We start from the raw sequence: 19,302 nt of genomic DNA, 5'->3' as shown, positions 1-19,302 counted from the left end.
TCGGTCCCGAGGACAATAGCTCCAGGGATCGCATCATGAATGCCATAACGCGCTTGCCCTTCTTGGCTGACATTGAAGAAGGGCGCGTTGATCGTTTCGACACACCGGAACGCACGGGCAAGCGCCGCCGCTATCGCACGATCTGGATTTCGGACATCCACCTCGGCACGCGCGGCTGCAACGCCAAGCTGTTGATCGATTTTCTGGACAGCGTCGATAGCGAGACCATGTATCTGGTCGGCGACATCATCGACGGCTGGCGGCTCAAGAGACGTTTCTACTGGCCCGCCGCGCATAATGATGTGGTCTGGCGTGTGATGAAACGTGCCAAGCGCGGCACGCGCGTCGTCTATATTCCCGGCAATCATGACGAGATGTTCCGCCAGTTCACCGGCCTCAGCTTCGGCGGGGTGGAGATACGGCGCAAGGCGATCCATGAAACCGCCGACGGCCGCAAGTTGCTGGTGCTGCATGGCGACGAATTCGACACGATCATGCTGGCCCATCGCTGGCTCGCCTTTGTGGGCGACGCCGCCTACAGCTTGCTGATGCGCCTGAACGTCGTCGTGAACGCCGTCCGTCAGCGCATGGGGCTGCCCTATTGGTCGCTCAGCAAAATGGCCAAGCACAAGGTCAAGAATGCCGTCGAGTTCATCTCCCGCTTCGAAGAAGTGGTGTCGCATGAGGCTGGAGCCCGCGGCGTCGATGGCGTCGTCTGCGGCCATATCCACAATGCCGAGATGCGCGAGATTGGCGGCGTCCAATATTATAATGACGGCGACTGGGTCGAAGGCTGCACTGCACTGGTCGAGCATTTCGACGGCCGGATGGAAGTGCTGCACTGGGCCGATGAACTCGCGGCGCGCGGCTCTGCCGAACAGGCGCGGCTCGCTGCCTGATGCGGATCATCATCGTCACTGACGCCTGGTCGCCACAGGTCAATGGGGTGGTAAGGACGCTCCAGACTATCCAGGCGGAGTTGGAGGGCAGGGGGCATGCGGTCAAGGTGATCTCCCCGGATCTCTACGGCTCGATACCGTGCCCGACCTATCCGGAAATCCGCCTCGCCTTTGTCCGCTCTGCCGTGATTGGCCAGGCGATCGCCGCCTTTCAGCCGGACGCGGTGCACCTTGCGACCGAAGGGCCTCTCTGCCTTGCCGCCCGGCGCTGGTGCCTGCGCAGCGCTGTGCCGTTCACCACCGCCTATCACACGCACTTTCCCGACTATGTGGCCCGCCGCACTGGCCTGCCTGCGAGCTGGTTTTGGTCATACATCCGCTGGTTTCATGGCCCTGCGCAGGCAGTGCTGGTATCGACGCGCTCAGTTCGGCAGCAGCTTTGCGCCCATGGGTTGGCACAGGTGCGGCCATGGGGCAGGGGCGTGGACCTTGCCTCCTTCACGCCCGGCGCTAAACCGCCGGCGCAGTTCGCCGGTCTGCCTCGCCCGATCCAGCTTTATGTCGGCAGGGTCGCGGTGGAGAAAAATCTGGAAGCTTTCCTCGCCAGCGGTCATCCAGGCAGCAGGATCGTGGTCGGCGACGGCCCCGCGCGTGCCGACCTTCAGCGGGCCTATCCCGACGCGCATTTCCTGGGCGCCCTGTTTGGTGAAGAACTGGCGGGGGTCTATGCGGGCGCGGATGTATTCGTCTTTCCCAGCCGCACCGATACCTTTGGCCTGGTGATGATAGAGGCTCTGGCGTGCGGTACGCCGGTTGCGGCCTACCCGGTGACCGGCCCGATCGACATCGTTACGCCCGAATGCGGTGCGCTGTCGGACCGGCTGGACGATGCGATCGCCGCCGCGCTACGGTGCAGCCGCGCCGCCTGCGAAGCGCATGGCCGCAGCTTCAGCTGGCAACGTAGCGCTGAGGAATTCCTGACCGGGCTTCACTGCATCGACCCGGCCGTCATGGACAGCGCAGCCTGACGCTTTTCCTTGCTCCGCGGGGCTTCATGCACTATCTCAAATCGGGCGTGGCCGCCCTGCTTGGGCGGCCCTTGTCATTTTTAGTGCCGGAGAATACCCGTGTCCCAGCCTCTCATGCCCCATGCGACAGCCAGCTGGCTGGTCGACAATACCGCGCTGAGCTTTGATCAGATCGCGGAATTTTGCGGGCTCCACATCCTGGAAGTGCAGGCGATTGCCGATGATACCGCCGGCATCAAATATACCGGCCGCGACCCCGTCCGTGCGCATGAAATCACCATGGATGAAATCCACAAGGGCGAAGCAAACCCGGATTACCGCCTGAAAATGCTGAAGGGTCCTGAACCCGTCCGCCGCACCAAGGGCCCGCGCTACACGCCGGTTTCCAAGCGCCAGGACAAGCCCGATGGCATCGCCTGGATACTGCGCAATCATCCGGAAATTTCGGACGGCGCTATCGGCAAGCTGATCGGCACGACCCGCACCACCATCGCCGCGATCCGTGACCGCACCCACTGGAACATTTCCAACATCGTGCCCAAGGATCCGGTGACGCTCGGCCTCTGCTCGCAGCGTGAACTGGACGCGCTGGTGTCGAAGGCCGCGAAGAAGGCCGGTATCGAAGCGCCCACGGACTCCCGTCTGGACGGCGACCGTGAAGCGCTGATCGAGGAACTGCGCCGCGAACGCCAGGACGCCGCGCGTCGCGCCGAGGAAGCGCTGAAGAGCGAGTCCGAACTGATTTCGGGCGCCGCGAAAATCCTCGATCCCTTCAGCGACAATCAGGGTCAGGTTTGATCGTCTAGGTCCGTCCGCTCGCCTGGAGCGGACGGATCCCTGCTGCGCGCTCCCACGTTCGTTCGTTTCGAGCGAAGCTGAGAAAGGGCAAGCGGCACCATATCGTTTCTCGACCTTGGCCCGTCCTGACCGCCTGTCTTGGCGGGCAGCCGAAGGGCTCGAACGAACGGGGGGGCAGCGGCGCACTCGTTGACCTCCTAATCAAACCAAACTCACCTCCCTGCTTTACGCTTGCGTAAAGCAACCACCTCACTTACACCTTCAGCAATGGAGAGCAGCGAGCAGGTCTGGCTGGACCGCTATAATCATCCCTCACCCTGGGATCAGTCCTTCCCCCCCATGTCGATGGTGGACATGGTCGTGAACAGCGCGACGGCGAAGCCCGACGCGGTGATGATCGACTTTCTTGGCCGCAAGACCAGCTATGGCGACATGCTTCTCATGATCCGCCGGGTCGCCAAGGGCCTGCAGGATATGGGCGTGCAAAAGGGCGATCGCGTCGGCCTCTACCTCCCCAACGTCCCCCATTATGTCGCGGGCTATTATGGAGCGATGATGGCCGGGGCGACAGTGGTCAACTTCTCGCCCCTCTACACCGCCGCCGAACTGGAACATCAGGTCGAGGATAGCGGGACCAAGATACTCTTCACCCTCTCTGCCAAGGCGTTGCTGCCGACCGCGTTGGAAGTGCTGGATAACAGCAGTCTGGAACGGCTGGTCGTCGGCTGCGTCGCCGAAGCGCTTCCGCCCGCCAAGTCGGTCCTCTTCCGCATCTTCAAACGCAGCGAAACCGCGCCCCTGCCGCATGATCCCCGGATCACCAACTATGCCGACCTGCTGCGCCATGGAGACGACCCCACGCCAGTTGCCATCGATCCGGTCAATGACGTCGCCCTGCTGCAATATACCGGCGGCACCACCGGACGGCCGAAGGGCGCGATGCTGACGCACCAGAACCTGACCGCCAATGCACGGCAGGTCCGCCTGATCGATCCGCATCCCGAAGCTGCCGACCGCATCATTGCGGTGCTGCCCTTCTTCCATGTCTTCGCCAACACCTGCGTCCTCAACCGCACCGTCCTGAACGGCGGCGAGATGGTGATGCTGCCTCGCTTCGAAGCCGTGCAGGTGCTGGCCGCTATCCAGCGGACGAAGCCCAGTTCCATGCCTGGCGTGCCGACCATGTATCAGGCGCTGCTGGACCATCCAGCGACGCCGAACATCGATTTTTCATCGCTGCGCCTTTGTATTTCGGGCGGCGCGCCCCTGCCGCTGGAACTCAAGCAGCGGTTCGAGGCGGCGACAGGCGCCAAGCTCTGCGAAGGCTATGGCCTCACCGAAAGCAGCCCGGTCGTCTGCTCCAACCCTTATGAGGGCTTGAACAAGCCCGGCACGGTGGGCCAGCCGATCCCCGGCACCCATGTGAAGCTGGTGGATCGCGAAGACCCAAGCCGCCCGCCGCCGCCCGGCGAGCCCGGCGAACTGGTCTTTTCCGGTCCGCAGATCATGAAAGGCTATTGGCAGCGGCCCGACGCCGACAAGGAAGTGTTCATCGACGGTTGGCTGCGCACCGGCGATGTCGGCCTGATCGATGAAGATGGCTATGTGAAGATCGTCGATCGGCTGAAGGACATGATCGCCGTTGGCGGCTTCAAGGTTTTCCCGAGCCAGGTGGAGGAAGTTCTCTACCACCATCCGGCGGTCAAGGAAGCGCTCGTAATCGGCATCCCGGACACCTATCGCGGCGAATGTCCCAAGGCCTTCGTGACGCTTCAGGAAGGGGCGGAGATTGACGGGGAGGGCCTCAAGGCATGGCTCAATCCGCAACTCGGCAAGCATGAGAAGGTCTGCGATGTGGAAGTTCGCCTGAACCTGCCCAAGACGCTCGTCGGCAAGCTGTCGCGCAAGGAACTGGTCGCCGAGGAGCGGGCGAAGGCGGAAGCCGCTGCCAAGGCTGGAACCGCCGCCTGACTGATCCTATCTTCGTGGCCACACAGGATAAGGAACAGGCACATGGCCGAAGACATTGCGACGCTGGCAGGCGGCTGCTTCTGGTGCACCGAGGCAGTCTATCAAAATCTGAAGGGCGTCCGTTCGGTCGAGAGCGGCTATATCGGCGGGCAACTGCCCGACCCCAGCTATGAACAGGTCTGTTCCGGCGCGACCGGCCATGCCGAAGCGATCCGCATTGCCTATGATCCGGACGTGATTTCCTATGGCGACCTGCTCGACATCTTCTTTGCGACGCATGATCCGACGACCCTCAATCGGCAGGGCAACGACGTCGGCACTCAATATCGCTCTGCCATTTTCCCCCATTCGCCCGAGCAGGAAGCTGCGGCGCAAGCCGCCATCGCCCGCGCGCAGCCGGATTACCGCAATCCGATCGTCACCACGATCGAACCCGACGCGCCTTGGTATCCGGCCGAGGATTATCACCAGAAATATTGGGAACGGGTCGGCGATCGGAACCCCTATTGCATGGCCGTCATCCCGCCCAAACTCGCCAAGCTGCGCAAGGGCTTTGCCGAGCGGGTCGAGGGTTAGGCAGGCGGCCTCCGTTCGTTTCGGGCGCAGTCGAGAAACGCGGGCGTTGCCCTTTCCGCTTCTCGACGCTCGAAGCGCACGGATCAGGGTAATGTCATCCTGCTCTAAAGTCTCTTAGGCCAAGGTTAATCTGACCTATGCCATGGCGGGCGGACAGCTACAGGGGACGTTCAATGCGCATATCCGCGATACTGGCCGCAACCGGGGCAATGCTCATGCTTCCCGGCTGCATCGCAAAGACCGCTCTCGACGTCGCCACGCTGCCGGTCCGCGCAGGGGCGCAGGCCGCCGACTGGGCCACCACCAGCCAGGACGAAGCCGACCGCAATTACGGCCGCCGCATGCGCGAGCAAGAGGCGCGCGAGGGCAAGGAACGCAAGAAAGCCGAGGAGCAACGCCGCCGAGAATGCCGCCGCGCGGGTTATGAGGATTGCGACTGAGCCGACCTCACCGACCATGAGGGCGGAGAAGGGACCCTAGGCCGCCGCCCGCCTCAACCGATCGTTGATCGCCACCCCAATCCCCACATCCGGTATCGGCGCAACAGCGATATGCGAAGCGGCACTCGCGTCGGCGATATGCAGCGCCGCGAATAAATTCGCCGCCGCTTCCTGCACATCGGCGTCGGGGCTCAAATTCACATTGCAGGGCATCAGGCCAAAGCCGATCAGATATTCATCCTTTTCCGCCCGCAACGCATTCAGCCGCACCGGCTTGGATGGCGCATAATGGCTTTCCAGCTGCCCCGGCGCTTCGATCTTCGCCTCGGCTGTCCCGGTTACCACGGGCAAGCCCGTCGCCTGCTCCAGCATCGCCGCCGTCACCGGGCCCGGCCGCAGCAGCCGGATACGGTCCTCTTCGGGCGCAGCGATCGTCGATTCCAGTCCTTCGCTCGTCGGCCCTTCGTCCAGGATCAGACGCACCTTGCCATTGAGGCTGGCCAGAACATGCTCCGCCCGCGTCGGGCTGATCGCGCCGCTCCGATTGGCGGACGGGGCGGCGAGGGGTCGTCCGCTTTCCCGGATCAGCGCGCGCATGGCGGGGTGCGCGGGTAGCCGCAGCGCGACCGTCGGCAGGCCCGCCATCACCAGTGGCGACAGGCCGCTCGTTTCCCGCACCGGCAGGACCATCGTCAGCGCACCGGGCCAGAAGCGCGCAGCCAGCTTTCCGGCGACAGGGGAAAATACCGCCAGCCGTTCGGCCATCTCCCGGTCGGAGACATGGACGATCAGCGGGTTGAAGCTCGGCCGCCCCTTAGCGCTGTAGATGGCGGCGACCGCGCCGGAGTCCGTCGCATCGGCGGCGAGCCCGTAAACAGTCTCGGTGGGCACGGCGACCGGCTCGCCAGCACGGATCAGCAGCGCGGCCTCGCGCAGCGCCTCGGCGCCATAGCGGCAGATCCGGGTGGAAAAGGCAGTATTTGGGATGGTCACGGCCCCAGCGGTATAAGCTTCGCGGGCGGAGAGTAAAAGTCCATTACTACAGAAGAATGACAGGGCCGCGCGGCTTGCCGGGGCGGGGGAGGGGGGCTAAGTCCGGCCCATGAACGACAATGTCTTGAGCCGCATCGCCGAAGCGCTCGAACGCATCGCGCCGCCGCCCGCCACCTCCGCTGACCTCGCCGGCGCCCCCGCCTATGTGTGGGATGGAACGGCGATACAGGCGGTCGACGCCTTCGACCCGGTCAATTACGACCTGCTGACCGGCATCGACGCGCAAAAGGCGACGCTGCTGGAAAATACCCGCCGCCATGCTGCGGGCCATGCCGCGCATGACGTGCTGCTCTGGGGCGCGCGGGGGACGGGCAAGTCGGCGGTTGTCGCCGCGGTCATCGACCAGCTTCAGCGTGAGGGCGCGGACATAGCCCTGCTGCAATGCGCGATCGATCAACTGGCCAGCCTGCCGCGTCTCTTCTCCCTCCTGCGCGCGACGCAGCGGCCCTTCATCCTGTTCCTTGATGACTTGGGCTTCGATGAAAATGGCGTGGGCGATGCCCGCGCGCTGCGCTCCTTGCTGCAGGGCGGCACCGCCGCGCGTCCCGCCAATGTCCGCCTTTATGTGACGTCCAATCGCCGCCACATCGTCCCGCGTCACCTTTCGGAGCAGGACGATCCCGTCAATCCGCGCGATGTGATCGACGACAAGATGGCGCTGTCCGACCGCTTCGGCCTCAGCCTCGGTTTTCACGCAATCGATCAGCAAGCCTATGTGGATATTGTGAGCGGCTATGCGGCCAGCCTCGGCCTCAGCTTCGATCCGCTGGAGGCCATCCAGTGGGCGACGCAGCGCGGCAGCCGTTCGGGCCGGGTCGCGTGGCAATATGTCGTCGAGCTGGCGGGGCGCAGCGGCCTCGCCATCTGACCGCTTATTGTTTCGAGCCGGTCACCCGCCAGATCACATTGCCCACATCGTCGCTGACCAGCAGCGCGCCTTTCGCATCGCCCGCGACATCGACCGGCCGTCCGTGCGCGTCGCCATCGGCGTTCAGGAAACCGGTCAGCACATCAACGGGCTTGCCCTTACCCACCTCGCCATTGGCGGCGAAGGGCACGAACACGACCTTGTAACCCGCCACAGGCTTGCGATTCCAACTGCCGTGCAGCCCCACGAAGGCACCGTTCGCGAAGGACCCGCCGATCTTCACCTTGTCGGCGAAGGCCAGTCCCAGCGGTGCGACATGATTGCCCAGCGCATAGTCGGGCCGCTTGGTATATTCCCGCACCTCCGGACGCTGCGGCTGGACGCGGCGATCCTCATAACCGCCCCAATAATTCCAGGGCCAGCCGTAGAATGCGCCGAATTCCACCCGCGTCAGATAGTCGGGCACCAGGTCGCTGCCCAGCATGTCACGTTCATTGACAACGCCCCACAGCGCCTTGCTGTTCGGCTCGAACGCCAGTCCCACAGGGTTGCGCAGCCCCGAAGCATAGATGCGATAGCCGCCGGTCTTCGGATTGACCTCCAGCACGGCGGCTCGATTAGCCTCGCCGTCCAGGCCATTTTCACCGATATTGCTGTTGGAACCGACGCCGACATAGAGCAGCCCTTCGGGGCTTGCCACCAGGCTCTTGGTCCAGTGCATGTTGGGCGCATTGGCGGGCAGGTTCAGAATCTTGCGCCCTTTGGCGGTGATCCGCGTCTCTCCCGCCTTGTAGGGGAAAGCCATCAGCGCATCGGTATTCGCGACATAGAGCGTGTCGCCGACCAGCGCCATGCCATAGGGCGAGTTCAGCCCCGTCAGGAACGCCGTCTTTACCTCGGCCCGGCCGTCGCCATCCGCGTTGCGCAGCAATGTGATCCGATTGGCCGAAGGCACGCCCGCGCCCGCCTTGTCCATCAGATGGACCATCACACGATCGACGATGCCGCCGCTCGGTCGGGGCGGGCTGTTCGTCTCGGCCACCAATATGTCGCCATTGGGCAGGACCAGCATCGACCGGGGGTGCGACAGGCCTTCGGCGAAGCGCGCCACGGTCAGGCCCTTGGCCGCAACCGGCTTCTCGCCAGCGGCCCATCCCTTCACGTCGGCGACTTTGATCGTCGGGATCAGCTCACTGCGCGGTGCGGTGAAGACCGGCTCCTTGCCCGTATCCGCGCCTGCCGCCAGCTGCGCCTTATCCCCTTGCGCGAAATAGAAAATCACGCCCGCGACGAGGACCAGGACGATAAGGGTGATGGCGATCAGATGCTTCTTCATGCCGCCCTGTCTATGCTGCGATGGACCGCGCGGCAAGGCGCGCTATTGGCCCCGTTCGCGCAACCAGAGCAGTAGTGCGATCACCCCGCCTAGCGCCGCGCCGGTCAGCAGCCCCGCGCTTGGCTGGCCCAGCATGCCGCCCAGGATCGCGCCAGCCAGGATCAGGAGGGCGATGATGGCGCCCGCGCCGGTCGGATTTTTCTTGCCGTTGGTCATCCCGCGAGCCCTTGCCACGGCAGGCGCGGCAATGCCAGCAGCTTTCCCGCCTGCGCCATATCGGGACGCGCGCGGTCCCGTCTTTGGACATCTGTGCCGCATCGGGACTTGGCTAACGTGCCGTTCACCCTCCAAAGGCGCAGCGATGCGTCAAACCACGGAAATGGCACGCAATTTGAGTCGCGATCCCCATCGGGGTTCGTGAAGTTTCGGGGGGTCGCCATGCAGTTGCCATATCTTTCGGATCGAAAGAGCTATGAGGATGCGGCGGAACTCATGGCCTCATTCGGCGACAATGCAGGCTATGAAGCCGCCGCCCGCGCAGACCGCAGCCGCGACCTCGGCAACTATATCCATTTCTGCCATTGGCGGCAGATCGAGCGGCTGATCATCCTGCTGGCCCATGAAGCGCCGCTCGGTACGGTGCATTGATCGGCCATCACTAACGCCGTTCGTTTCGAACGACGTCGAGACAGGTAATGCGCGGCTTCTCGAACTTGCCTCAAGCAAACGGAAGCCGGGAGGCTAAAGCCGCAACCCGGCCGTCTCCGGCAGTCCCGCCAATATATTGAGGTTCTGCACCGCCGCGCCCGCCGCGCCCTTGCCCAGATTATCCAGCGCCGCCATCAGCCGCACCTGGCCCGCCGCCTCATTGCCGAATACGAACAGCGCGAGCCGGTCCGTCGCGCCGACATGTTCCAGCGCAACCTGTCCGGTCGCCGCGCTATCCTCCGGCGACGCAACGCTGACGATCGGCGATCCGGCATAAGCTTCCGCCAACGCCGCATGCACATCAGCCACCTTCGGCGTACCCGCCATCGCCCGCAACTGTAGCGGCACTTCGACGATCATGCCGCGATAGGCGTTGGCGACTGCTGGCGCAAAGATCGGCGGATGGGCCAAGCCCGAATAGCGCTGCATCTCCGGAATATGCTTGTGCGTCAGGCTGAGCCCATAGGGCCGGAAGGCGCTCGGCGCGCCCTCGGCCGCCTCGAACTCCGCGATCATGGCCTTGCCGCCGCCCGAATAGCCCGACGCGCCCGACACGGTGACCGGCCAGTCCGCCGGGATCAGCCCCGCCAGCACCAGCGGCCGGACCAGAGCAAGGAAACCCGTCGGCCAGCAGCCCGGATTGGACACGAAGCGCGCATTGGCCAGCTTTTCCCGATGACCCGGCTCCAGCTCGGCAAAACCATAGGTCCAGCCTTCCGCGACCCGGTGCGCGGTGGATGCGTCGATCACCCGCGTGCGGTCATTGTCGATCAGTGCCACGGCTTCGCGCGCTGCATCATCCGGCAGGCACAGGATGACGATGTCGGCAGCGTTCAGCGCCTCCCGCCGGGCGGCCGCATCCTTCCGCTTATCCTCGTCCAGCGTAATGAAGGACAGTTCAGGCCGTCCCGCCAGCCGCTCGCCAATTTCCAGGCCGGTCGTGCCGACTCCGCCATCGATGAATATCTTGTGGGTCACGCGCCGATCCTCCGCCGCGAAATGATGGGCTCCGCATGATCGCCGGCCAGCCGCGCAACCACATCCGCCAGCGGCTCCACGACCACCGCCATCCAATGAGCATTGGCGTGCAGCAGATTTTCGCCGTCCGTCATGATGCCGACATGGCCCGGAAAGAAGACGAAGTCGCCGCGCTTCAGCGGCTCATCCGACGGCAGGGGCGCGCCGATATCTTCGCGCTGCAGGTCGGTGTCGCGCGGCGCCTTGATCCCGCATTGGCCCAGCGCCACCTGCACCAGTCCAGAACAGTCGATCCCCCGATGGCCCCGTCCACCCCACACATAGGGTTGGCCCAGATAGCGCAGCGCCACCGCGACCCAGTCGCTTTCCAGCGCGTCGGCGTGCACCGCATGCCGTTCATGCACATAGCCTTCGGCGCAGGCGATGAACTTGCCGTCTGCTTCGCCGGTGAACAATGCGCCGCCTGGCCAATAATCCCGGATCGGCGACTTGATATCGGGTGCGCCGAACAGCGGTGCGGTGCCAGCGAAGACCCGGTGGTTCGTTTCTTCGTGCACATCCAGCGCCTCGCGCCGGACATAGCCGACATAGCCGTCATGGCCGCAAAAGCCCCAGGCCCAGTCTGTCGTGACGTCCAGCGCATGAAAGCTTTCGCCGCGCAGCAATTCGCTGACCGCCGTGGCGGTGATAGCGGGCGCAGAGAGCAGCGGCGCGCCAGCAGCAACGCAGGTCAGTTCGACCGCGCGGGCATAATGGGCCGAAAACAGCACCCCCGCCAGCGACAGGTCCGCCAAATCGCCGCGCGCCGCATGGATGCGGCTGTCGAGCGTGACAGAGCGGCCGTCCAGTTTGAAACGGATACGTTCAGGCGGTGCGTTCCGCGGAGGAGTGGTCGTGGCGTTCATCGCGGCCGGTTCCTGCGATGAAATGGTGAAAGGCGTCAAGGAATTCCGCCCCCTTGGGGGTCCGGGTGATGAAAATATTGCGCCGATCGGCCGCATCCCGCTCCCTGCGGAGGTAGCCGAGCGCCGATAGCTTGTTCAGCGCGCGCGTGATGACCGGTTTCGATACGTGCAAGGCTTCTGCGAGTCCCCGCACCGTATGGGGGCCTGATGTGATGTAAACGGTCATCATCAAGGCCATTTGCCGGTTCGTGAGATCGGGCTTACCGGATCGCACATAATCGACCAGCGTTTGCATCCATTGGGCAAGTGGCTTCAGACCCGGGCGGTTCAGCTCAGTAGTCTGATCCTGTGCAGAGGCGGCATCCATGCCCCCCGTAACGCACAATGGCCAATCCGGTTGCGTAACGGCCTCACACTACAGGATCATTTCTACTCTGATTTAACATAGCGTTGCTGCAGCATGTGGAAAACCGCCCTCAGGCCCAGTGCCTCGCCACCCTTTGGACGGCCGGGCTTGGGGGAGGGGCGCCAGGCGAACGTGTCGAGGTGGATCCATTTGGCCCCTTCCGGCACGAAACGCTTCAGGAACAGCGCCGCGGTGATCGCCCCGGCAAAGCCGCCTTCGCCTGCATTGTTGATGTCGGCGATGTCGGATTTCAGCATCTCGGCATAGCCGTCCCACAGGGGCAGGCGCCATGTGGGATCATCGGCTTCGCTGCCCGCCGCGTCCATCTCCGCCGCAAGCTGGTCGTCATTGGTGAAGAGTGCGGGCAGATCCGGCCCGACCGCGACCCGCGCCGCGCCCGTCAGCGTCGCATAGTCAATGACCAGTTCCGGCTCCTCCTCGCCCGCCAATGCCAGAGCGTCAGCCAGTACCAGCCGCCCTTCAGCGTCAGTATTGCCGATTTCCACCGTCAACCCCTTGCGGCTGCGCAATATGTCGCCGGGCCGAAAGGCGTTGCCGCCGACCGCATTCTCCGCCGCCGGTATCAACAGGTGCAGCCGCACCGGCAGGCGTGCGCCCATGATCAAGCGCGCCAGTGCCAACGCATGCGCCGCTCCGCCCATGTCCTTCTTCATCAGGCGCATCGCCGATGACGGCTTGATGTCCAGCCCCCCGCTGTCGAAACAAATGCCCTTCCCGATCACGGCCAGGCGGGGATGGCTGGGCTCGCCCCAATGCAGTTCGATAAGGCGCGGCGAGAATGCCTTGCCCGCCGCCCGGCCCACCGCATGGATCATCGGGAAACCCTGTTCCAGCGGATCGCCCTTGGTCACGGTCAACTTCGCGCCAAACTCCTTTGCCAGCTTCGCCGTCTCCGCTTCCAGCTCCGCCGGACCCATGTCGCCTGCCGGGACATTGACCAGATCGCGGACCAGCGCCACGGCTTGCGCCAGCCGGACAGCGGGCTCGATCTGCGCGATCTCGCTGGTCAGCAGCACGCGCGGTCCCGCCGCATTTTCATCGCGGCGATAGCGATCGAAGCGATATTGCGCCGTCAGCCATCCCAGCATCGCAGCGCCCGCACTCGCACCGCTTAGCCGATACAGCCCCTCGGGCAGGACGTCCGCCAGCTTGGCGAGGCACCAGCTGCTGAGCTTCCCGGCATTGGCGACGCCTGCAACGACGGACCAGTCGGCCGCGCCTTCGCCGGGGATTATCGCATGCTCATAGCCTTTGCCCGCGAACTTCTGCGCGGCGACGATGGCGCGCACCCGGTCGGGCTGAGCGGCGAGCCAGCTTTCAAAGCCCTCCGCATCGATAATCTGGATCATATGGGCGGGCTGATTGTTATCCGCTTTCAGCAGGTCGGCATAATCGGTCATGGCGTTGAAGTCTGGACAAGGACGGCAAGGTTGGAAAGCCCCATTTTCGTCGAGCCGCTGTCTCGGTCTGCCCCCAACCATATTTGCGCGGCGCGGGGAACAGGCATAGACTGGCCCCAAGCAAAAAGAAGGAGAGAGACATGATGATGCACGGTGACGACGCGCGGCTTCAGGCCCTTCGTGCGCGCGCCTATCAACTGGCCGAAAGTGGGCGCTATGATGGCGCGCATGCGGTCGAAAAAGCCTTGGTCGCGGAAGGTTGGGCGAATGCCGCCGCCGCGCTGCAGAGCAGCTATACGCGCAAGGCGATCAGCGAACGTTGTCTGGCAGCCAAGCCGCATTGATGCAGCGTTGCCATAGGGGGAAGGTGGGGCCATTCTTCGGGTTGGCCCTGCTTCTCTGCGCCTGCTCGCCGTCTCCCAAGGATGAGGCGGCAAGCGGCGCGCAGGACAGCCGCAACGACATCGCGACGGCGAATTTCGTCAATCGGATGGCGGGGGAGGAGCAGCCCGCGCCACCCGCCAAGCCTTTCCAGCAGTCCGAAAAGACCGGCTTGCTGGAATTTCTCTACGCCTGGCCCGCTGAGGCGGCGGCGGTGCCGGCCATTGAAGCCAAATTCCGCAAGGACATGGAAACGGGCAGGGCGGACGCGCTGAAAATGGCCGAGGAGGACCGCAAGTCCGCGCAGCAATCTGGCTTTCCCTTCCACGCGCACAGCCTGGAAACCCGCTGGACAGTCGCCGCCGATACGCCGCGCTTCCTCTCGCTCCAATCCAGCCGCTACACCTACACCGGCGGGGCGCATGGGATGACGGGCTATGACGCGCTGCTATGGGACAAGGCGCGCAAGCGGGAGACGAGCATCCGCGCCGTCATGACGTCACCCTCCGACTTCGCTGCCGCCATCCACGATCGCTTCTGTGACGGGCTGGACAAGGCGAGGGCGAAGAAACGCGGCGGCCCGATCATGCGGGGCGACGATCCCTTCACCCAGTGCATCGACCCGATGAAGGAAGTGCTGGTCCCCATCTCCAGCGGCGGCAAGCTGATCGACGCGATCAAGGTCGTCATCGCTCCTTACAGCGCCGGTCCCTATTCCGAAGGCACTTACGAAGTCGTGCTGCCGGTGGATGCCGCCATGCGCAAGGCGATCAAGACGGAATATCAGGACGCCTTTACCGGCACCCCATAAAGGTCATGCTCGTCGGCATCTTCGATCAGTACGTCGAAGATGTCGCCAGCCTGCCGCCCGTCGCCGACATCGCGCAGGAACACATTGCCGTCGATCTCCGGCGCATCCGCCTGACTGCGTGCGGTCGCGCCGATGGAGCCATCTTCATCAGCCTCGCCAACCTCGTCGAGGATGACCGGCAGCACGCGTCCGACCTTCGCCTGGAGCTTCGCGGCGCTGATCGCGGCGGTCTTCTCCATGATGCGCTGGTAGCGTTCTTCCTTCACCTCTTCGGGCACAGCGCCCGGCAGATCATTGGCCGCCGCGCCTTCCACGGGCTCGAACCGGAAAGCGCCCACGCGATCCAGCTGCGCCTCGTCCAGCCAGTCGAGCAGATATTGGAAGTCCGCCTCCGTCTCACCGGGGAAGCCGACGACGAAGGATGAGCGGATCGCGATATCCGGGCAGATGTCTCGCCATTTGCGGATACGGTCCAGCACCTTCGCTTCGTTCGCGGGCCGCTTCATGGCCTTCAGCACATTGGGTGAGGCATGCTGGAACGGAATGTCGAGATAGGGCGTCAGCAGTCCCTCGGCCATCAGCGGGATCACATGATCCACATGCGGATAGGGATAGACATAGTGCAGCCTTACCCAGGGCGGCGTACCCTCGGCCGTGCGCAGCCGTCCCAACTCGCGCGCCAAGTCAGTCATGTGCGCGCGCACTTCGCGCCCCTTCCAGCTGCGCGGCTCATGGCGGATATCGACGCCATAGGCCGACGTATCCTGGCTGATCACCAGCAGTTCCTTCGTGCCCGCGGAGACAAGCTTCTCCGCCTCCCGCAGCACCGCATCCACCCGCCGCGATACCAGATCGCCCCGGATGGAAGGGATGATGCAGAAGGAGCAGCGATGATTGCAGCCCTCCGAAATCTTCAGATAGCTGTAATGCCGCGGCGTCAGCTTCAGGCCGCCCTCGGGCACCAGATCGACAAAGGCGTTGGGCACCGGCGGTGATGCGTCATGCACCGCATTCACCACCTGCTCATATTGATGCGCGCCCGTAACGGCCAGCACCTGCGGGAATTTCTGGCGGATCAGTTCCGCCTCGTCGCCCATGCAGCCCGTCACGATGACGCGGCCATTTTCCGCGATCGCTTCGCCAATCGCCTCCAGCGACTCTTCCTTTGCGGAATCGAGGAAGCCGCAGGTATTCACCAGAACAACGTCCGCACCGGCATAGTCCGCCGACATCCGATAGCCATCGGACCGCAGCTTGGTCAGGATGCGCTCGGAATCGACCAGGTTCTTGGGACAGCCGAGCGACACCATGCCGACCTTCGGCGCTTCAGGAATTTTGGTTGCCATGATCGGCGCGCACATAGGGATTTTTGCGCCAAATGTCACGCGGGACGGAAAGATCAGGCAAGATCGCGCGCTCGGCCGGCCGCATCCCCTTGAACAATCTCGATGATAAGGTCGCCCGGTTCCAGCGTCTGCGCGCTTTCTTCCCAGAAGCCGATCACCCGTTCGCCCCGGTAGATGCGCACGCCAAGGCCGGTGTTGATCGCGGACAGCGGCCGCCCAATCTCCTCCGGCAGCGCCACCCGCTCATACAGCTTCACCTCCCCGCCCGAAGCCGCCAAGTCCGCCATATAGTCCGCGATATGCCGCCCGCTCGTGCTCCCCGCCAGCAGCAGCCCGGCAAAGCTCACCGGGTTGATTACCGTCGTCGCGCCAGCCTGCCGCGCGGGCAGCTCATTATCTTCATTGCGCACCACGATGCTGATCGGCAGGCGCGGCGCCAGATGTCGGGCCGTCAGCGTGATCAGGATCGACGTATCGTCCCGCCCGGCCGACACGATCATCGTCCGCGCCCGGTCGATCGCCACATCCTTCAGCGTCTTGTCCCGCGTCGAATCGCCGCACATTACGTTACAGCCCAGATCCTCCGCCTCCACCAGCGGCTTTTCCTGCGGATCGACCACCACGATCTCGCGCGGATCGACACCCCGCGCCAGCAGCTCCCTTACGGCTTCACTGCCGCTGGTGCCAAAGCCGGTGACGACGATATGATTATGCAGATCGGCCTGAATGCGAGCCATGCGCCACCTGTAGAAGATGTTGCGGAAAAACAGATTATAGGCCGTGCCCAGAAAGATCAGCCAGACAAACAGGCGGATCGGCGTCACCAGCAGCGCCTCGAACAATCGCGCGTGCGGGCTCACCGGCACGATATCGCCATAGCCGACCGTGGTCACGGTCACGGTCGTGAAATAGAGTACGTCGACGAAGCTGATCTGGTTATCCAGATTGTCCTTCAGCCCCTCGCGCCCGAACCAGTGCAACGCCAGCACCAGCGAGATCAGCCCGAACACCAGCGCCACCCGCCACGCCAGATCGGCCCACACCGGCATGGACGACCGCCGCCGCAAGAAGCCGGTTTGGGCCAGGGGAGGGCGGGCGGGGTTGATTCTCATCGCGGGTGTGGCCGTCCTCTCACTCCTCGAACAGCCGCGCCGTCGCCGCCATCGCACTATCCTGCGTCAGGTCATAATGAAGCGGCGTCACCGTCACATATCCCTCTGCAATGGCGGCCAGATCGCTGCCCTCCGGCACGGCCGAACTGCTGCCCAGACCAAACCAGTAATAGTTGTAGCCTCGCGGATCGGTTCCCTCGACGATCATCGTGCGGTCCACATCATGAAAGCCCTGCCGCACCACGCGGATGCCCTTGACCTCCTCTGGATCTATCGCCGGGAAGTTCACATTGAACAGCAGGCGAGGGCTGGCGGGCATGTCGATCAGCGGCCGCAGCACCTTCTCGCCCCAGGCGCGGGCAGCGGCAAAGGGCACCGCATCGCCCATCCCCTCGCGCGCATAGACCTGGCTCAGCGCAATCGACTTGATCCCGGAAATCGCGCCCTCCATCGCGGCAGAGACGGTGCCCGAATAGGTGACGTCCTCGGCCAGATTGGCCCCGCGATTGACGCCGGACAGGACCAGATCGGGCTGCGCGTCCTTCATCAGATGCCCGACCGCCATCATCACCGCATCGGTGGGCGTGCCGGTGACGCTATAATGCTTTTCGCCATGCTGCCGGATGCGCAGCGGCCGGGTGAGCGTCAGGCTATGCCCCGCGCCCGACTGCTCCTCGGCGGGCGCCACGATCCAGATATCGTCCGACAGCGTGCGCGCAATCTCGTCCAGCACCTTCAGGCCCGGAGCGTGAACGCCATCATCATTGGTGAGCAGGATACGCATGTTTTACAAAGACTCCCAATATCCCAGTCACCGTCTTCCCAGCGTAAGCTGGGATCTCATGAGGAGGCGCGCCACCTGTCCCGGCGACCCCAGCGTCCGCTGGGGTGACGAGAGGTAAGGCGCGCTTACCGCGGCTCCAGCTTCGTAATCCCACCCATATAAGGCGCCAGCACCTCAGGCACGATCACGCTGCCATCGGCCTGCTGGTAATTTTCCAGCACCGCCACCAGCGTGCGGCCCACGGCCAGCCCCGACCCGTTCAGCGTGTGCAGGAAGCGTGTCTGCTTTTCGCCTTCCGGCTTGTAGCGCGCATTCATCCGCCGCGCCTGGAAGTCCCCGCAATTCGAAACGGAGCTGATCTCCCTATAGGTCTGCTGGCTCGGCAGCCAGACCTCCAAATCCCAGGTCTTGCGCGCGCCAAAGCCCATGTCGCCGGTGCACAGCAGCATCTTGCGATAGGGCAGGCCCAGCGCCTGCAGCACGCCTTCGGCCGCAGCGCACATGCGCTCATGCTCGGCTTCGGACTCTTCGGGCTTGCAGATCGCCACCAGTTCCACCTTCTCGAACTGATGCTGGCGGATAAAGCCGCGCGTGTCCCGCCCCGCCGATCCCGCTTCAGACCGGAAACAGGGGGTGAGGGCGGTCAACCGCAGCGGCAGGCTCGCAACGTCGACAATCTGCTCGCGCACCAGATTGGTCAGGCTGACTTCAGCCGTGGGGATCAGCCAACGCCCATCGGTCGTCCGGAACAGATCCTCGGCGAATTTGGGCAGCTGCCCTGTGCCGAACAGCGCCTCGTCCCGCACCAGCAGCGGCGGGTTCACTTCCTCATAGCCATTTTCGCCCGACTGGCGATCCAGCATATATTGCGCCAGCGCCCGATGGAGCCGCGCCATCTGCCCCCGCAGCGCCGTGAAACGCGCCCCGGACAATGCGGCCCCGCCCTCAAAGTCCAGCCCCAGCGCAGGGCCGAAATCTGCATGATCCTGCGGCGTGAAGCTGAACTGCCGGGGCTCGCCCCAGCGGCTCACTTCGACATTTGCCGCCTCATCCTCGCCCTCCGGCACATCGGGGGCGGGAAGGTTGGGAATGGCGGCCAGCAGGGCATGGAGCTGCTCGGAGACTTGCCGATCCTCCTCCTCCAGCGCGGGCATGCTCTCCTTCAGCGCAGCGACTTCCGACTTCAGCGCGTCGGCCTTTTCGATGTCCTTGGCTGCCATGGCCGCGCCGATCGCCTTGCTGGCTTCGTTACGGCGGGCCTGACCCTGCTGCAGTTCCGTCTTGATTGCGCGGCTCTGCTCATCCAGCGCCAGTATCTCGCTGCTCTGGGAAACCAGGCCGCGCCGTGCTAAACCAGCGTCAAAAGCTGCGGGGTTTTCGCGGATGAAACGGATGTCGTGCATGGGTCAGCCCTATGCCGTTCCGCGCCGAACCGCGCAACCCCGCGCGCTCCCGTCCGTTTGTCCTGTAACAATTCGGGG

General features: G+C 64.1%; 21 protein-coding genes. 10 read left to right on the top strand and 11 right to left on the bottom strand.

The annotated features are described in order from the left end of the window. The first annotated feature begins 35 nt into the window (after nt 1-35). The 6 genes from ACZ5Y5_RS06895 (at nt 36) to ACZ5Y5_RS06870 (ending at nt 5,712) form a co-directional block, all read left to right on the top strand. Entirely contained in the window at nt 36-899 is an 864-nt protein-coding gene (locus tag ACZ5Y5_RS06895; RefSeq protein WP_464810419.1) for a UDP-2,3-diacylglucosamine diphosphatase, read from the top strand. Next, on the top strand, nt 899-1,927 hold the full coding sequence (locus ACZ5Y5_RS06890; protein ID WP_464810418.1) for a glycosyltransferase family 4 protein: 1,029 nt from the start codon (nt 899-901) through the stop codon (nt 1,925-1,927). The genes ACZ5Y5_RS06895 and ACZ5Y5_RS06890 overlap by 1 nt, the downstream gene beginning before the upstream one ends. Before the next feature lie 114 nt (nt 1,928-2,041). Next, entirely contained in the window at nt 2,042-2,725 is a 684-nt protein-coding gene (locus ACZ5Y5_RS06885; protein WP_464810493.1) for a DUF1013 domain-containing protein, read from the top strand. A gap of 267 nt (nt 2,726-2,992) precedes the next feature. Next, complete coding sequence (locus tag ACZ5Y5_RS06880; RefSeq protein WP_464810417.1) at nt 2,993-4,696, top strand: long-chain-fatty-acid--CoA ligase; 1,704 nt, start codon at nt 2,993-2,995, stop codon at nt 4,694-4,696. A gap of 42 nt (nt 4,697-4,738) precedes the next feature. Then, entirely contained in the window at nt 4,739-5,272 is a 534-nt protein-coding gene (msrA, locus tag ACZ5Y5_RS06875) for a peptide-methionine (S)-S-oxide reductase MsrA (protein WP_464810416.1), read from the top strand. 173 nt (nt 5,273-5,445) lie between these two features. Beyond that, entirely contained in the window at nt 5,446-5,712 is a 267-nt protein-coding gene (locus ACZ5Y5_RS06870) for a hypothetical protein (RefSeq protein ID WP_464810415.1), read from the top strand. 36 nt (nt 5,713-5,748) lie between these two features. On the opposite strand, the gene ACZ5Y5_RS06865 is transcribed toward ACZ5Y5_RS06870, so the two are convergent. Next, nucleotides 5,749-6,705 carry an L-threonylcarbamoyladenylate synthase gene (locus ACZ5Y5_RS06865; RefSeq protein WP_464810414.1) on the bottom strand — a complete coding sequence of 319 codons (957 nt, stop codon included), beginning with the start codon at nt 6,703-6,705 and terminating at the stop codon, nt 5,749-5,751. A 109-nt stretch (nt 6,706-6,814) separates the two neighbouring features. On the opposite strand from ACZ5Y5_RS06865, the gene ACZ5Y5_RS06860 reads away from it, so the two are divergent. Beyond that, on the top strand, nt 6,815-7,633 hold the full coding sequence (locus tag ACZ5Y5_RS06860; RefSeq protein ID WP_464810413.1) for an ATP-binding protein: 819 nt from the start codon (nt 6,815-6,817) through the stop codon (nt 7,631-7,633). 4 nt (nt 7,634-7,637) lie between these two features. Here ACZ5Y5_RS06860 and ACZ5Y5_RS06855 read toward each other — a convergent pair whose 3' ends face one another. Beyond that, nucleotides 7,638-8,969, bottom strand: a complete 1,332-nt coding sequence (locus tag ACZ5Y5_RS06855) for a PQQ-dependent sugar dehydrogenase (RefSeq protein ID WP_464810412.1) — start codon at nt 8,967-8,969, stop codon at nt 7,638-7,640. Nucleotides 8,970-9,011: 42 nt separating this feature from the next. Beyond that, nucleotides 9,012-9,185 (bottom strand): hypothetical protein, encoded by a 174-nt coding sequence (locus tag ACZ5Y5_RS06850; RefSeq protein ID WP_464810411.1) that lies wholly within the window; start codon nt 9,183-9,185, stop codon nt 9,012-9,014. Nucleotides 9,186-9,407: 222 nt separating this feature from the next. Between ACZ5Y5_RS06850 and ACZ5Y5_RS06845 the strand changes: the two genes are divergently transcribed. After that, a complete protein-coding gene (locus ACZ5Y5_RS06845) occupies nt 9,408-9,617 on the top strand; it encodes a hypothetical protein (RefSeq protein ID WP_464810410.1) in 210 nt (69 codons plus the stop codon). A gap of 93 nt (nt 9,618-9,710) precedes the next feature. On the opposite strand, the gene argC is transcribed toward ACZ5Y5_RS06845, so the two are convergent. The 4 genes from argC to ACZ5Y5_RS06825 form a co-directional block, all read right to left on the bottom strand. Then, nucleotides 9,711-10,655 carry an N-acetyl-gamma-glutamyl-phosphate reductase gene (gene argC / locus ACZ5Y5_RS06840; RefSeq protein WP_464810409.1) on the bottom strand — a complete coding sequence of 315 codons (945 nt, stop codon included), beginning with the start codon at nt 10,653-10,655 and terminating at the stop codon, nt 9,711-9,713. Beyond that, nucleotides 10,652-11,560, bottom strand: coding sequence for a C40 family peptidase (locus ACZ5Y5_RS06835; protein WP_464810408.1), 909 nt, complete (start codon nt 11,558-11,560; stop codon nt 10,652-10,654). The genes argC and ACZ5Y5_RS06835 overlap by 4 nt, the downstream gene beginning before the upstream one ends. Beyond that, nucleotides 11,520-11,927, bottom strand: coding sequence for a MarR family transcriptional regulator (locus ACZ5Y5_RS06830; protein ID WP_464810407.1), 408 nt, complete (start codon nt 11,925-11,927; stop codon nt 11,520-11,522). The genes ACZ5Y5_RS06835 and ACZ5Y5_RS06830 overlap by 41 nt, the downstream gene beginning before the upstream one ends. 62 nt (nt 11,928-11,989) lie before the next feature. Further along, on the bottom strand, nt 11,990-13,387 hold the full coding sequence (locus ACZ5Y5_RS06825; protein WP_464810406.1) for a leucyl aminopeptidase family protein: 1,398 nt from the start codon (nt 13,385-13,387) through the stop codon (nt 11,990-11,992). 143 nt (nt 13,388-13,530) lie between these two features. On the opposite strand from ACZ5Y5_RS06825, the gene ACZ5Y5_RS06820 reads away from it, so the two are divergent. Continuing rightward, on the top strand, nt 13,531-13,731 hold the full coding sequence (locus ACZ5Y5_RS06820; RefSeq protein ID WP_464810492.1) for a hypothetical protein: 201 nt from the start codon (nt 13,531-13,533) through the stop codon (nt 13,729-13,731). Further along, nucleotides 13,731-14,579 carry a DUF4163 domain-containing protein gene (locus tag ACZ5Y5_RS06815; protein WP_464810405.1) on the top strand — a complete coding sequence of 283 codons (849 nt, stop codon included), beginning with the start codon at nt 13,731-13,733 and terminating at the stop codon, nt 14,577-14,579. Before ACZ5Y5_RS06820 ends, ACZ5Y5_RS06815 begins: the two co-directional genes overlap by 1 nt. On the opposite strand, the gene rimO is transcribed toward ACZ5Y5_RS06815, so the two are convergent. The 4 genes from rimO to serS form a co-directional block, all read right to left on the bottom strand. Next, nucleotides 14,552-15,940, bottom strand: coding sequence for a 30S ribosomal protein S12 methylthiotransferase RimO (gene rimO, locus ACZ5Y5_RS06810; RefSeq protein ID WP_464810404.1), 1,389 nt, complete (start codon nt 15,938-15,940; stop codon nt 14,552-14,554). The two genes, ACZ5Y5_RS06815 and rimO, sit on opposite strands and share 28 nt — an antisense overlap. Before the next feature lie 38 nt (nt 15,941-15,978). Then, nucleotides 15,979-17,037 carry a potassium channel family protein gene (locus ACZ5Y5_RS06805; RefSeq protein ID WP_464810403.1) on the bottom strand — a complete coding sequence of 353 codons (1,059 nt, stop codon included), beginning with the start codon at nt 17,035-17,037 and terminating at the stop codon, nt 15,979-15,981. A gap of 19 nt (nt 17,038-17,056) precedes the next feature. Continuing rightward, nucleotides 17,057-17,821 (bottom strand): 5'/3'-nucleotidase SurE, encoded by a 765-nt coding sequence (gene surE, locus ACZ5Y5_RS06800; protein ID WP_464810402.1) that lies wholly within the window; start codon nt 17,819-17,821, stop codon nt 17,057-17,059. A gap of 125 nt (nt 17,822-17,946) precedes the next feature. Continuing rightward, on the bottom strand, nt 17,947-19,224 hold the full coding sequence (gene serS, locus ACZ5Y5_RS06795) for a serine--tRNA ligase (RefSeq protein WP_464810401.1): 1,278 nt from the start codon (nt 19,222-19,224) through the stop codon (nt 17,947-17,949). Nucleotides 19,225-19,302 lie beyond the last annotated feature (78 nt).

It is taken from the genome of Sphingobium sp. TomTYG65 (assembly GCF_055395525.1).
This window is presented reverse-complemented; position numbering and strand designations above follow the sequence as displayed.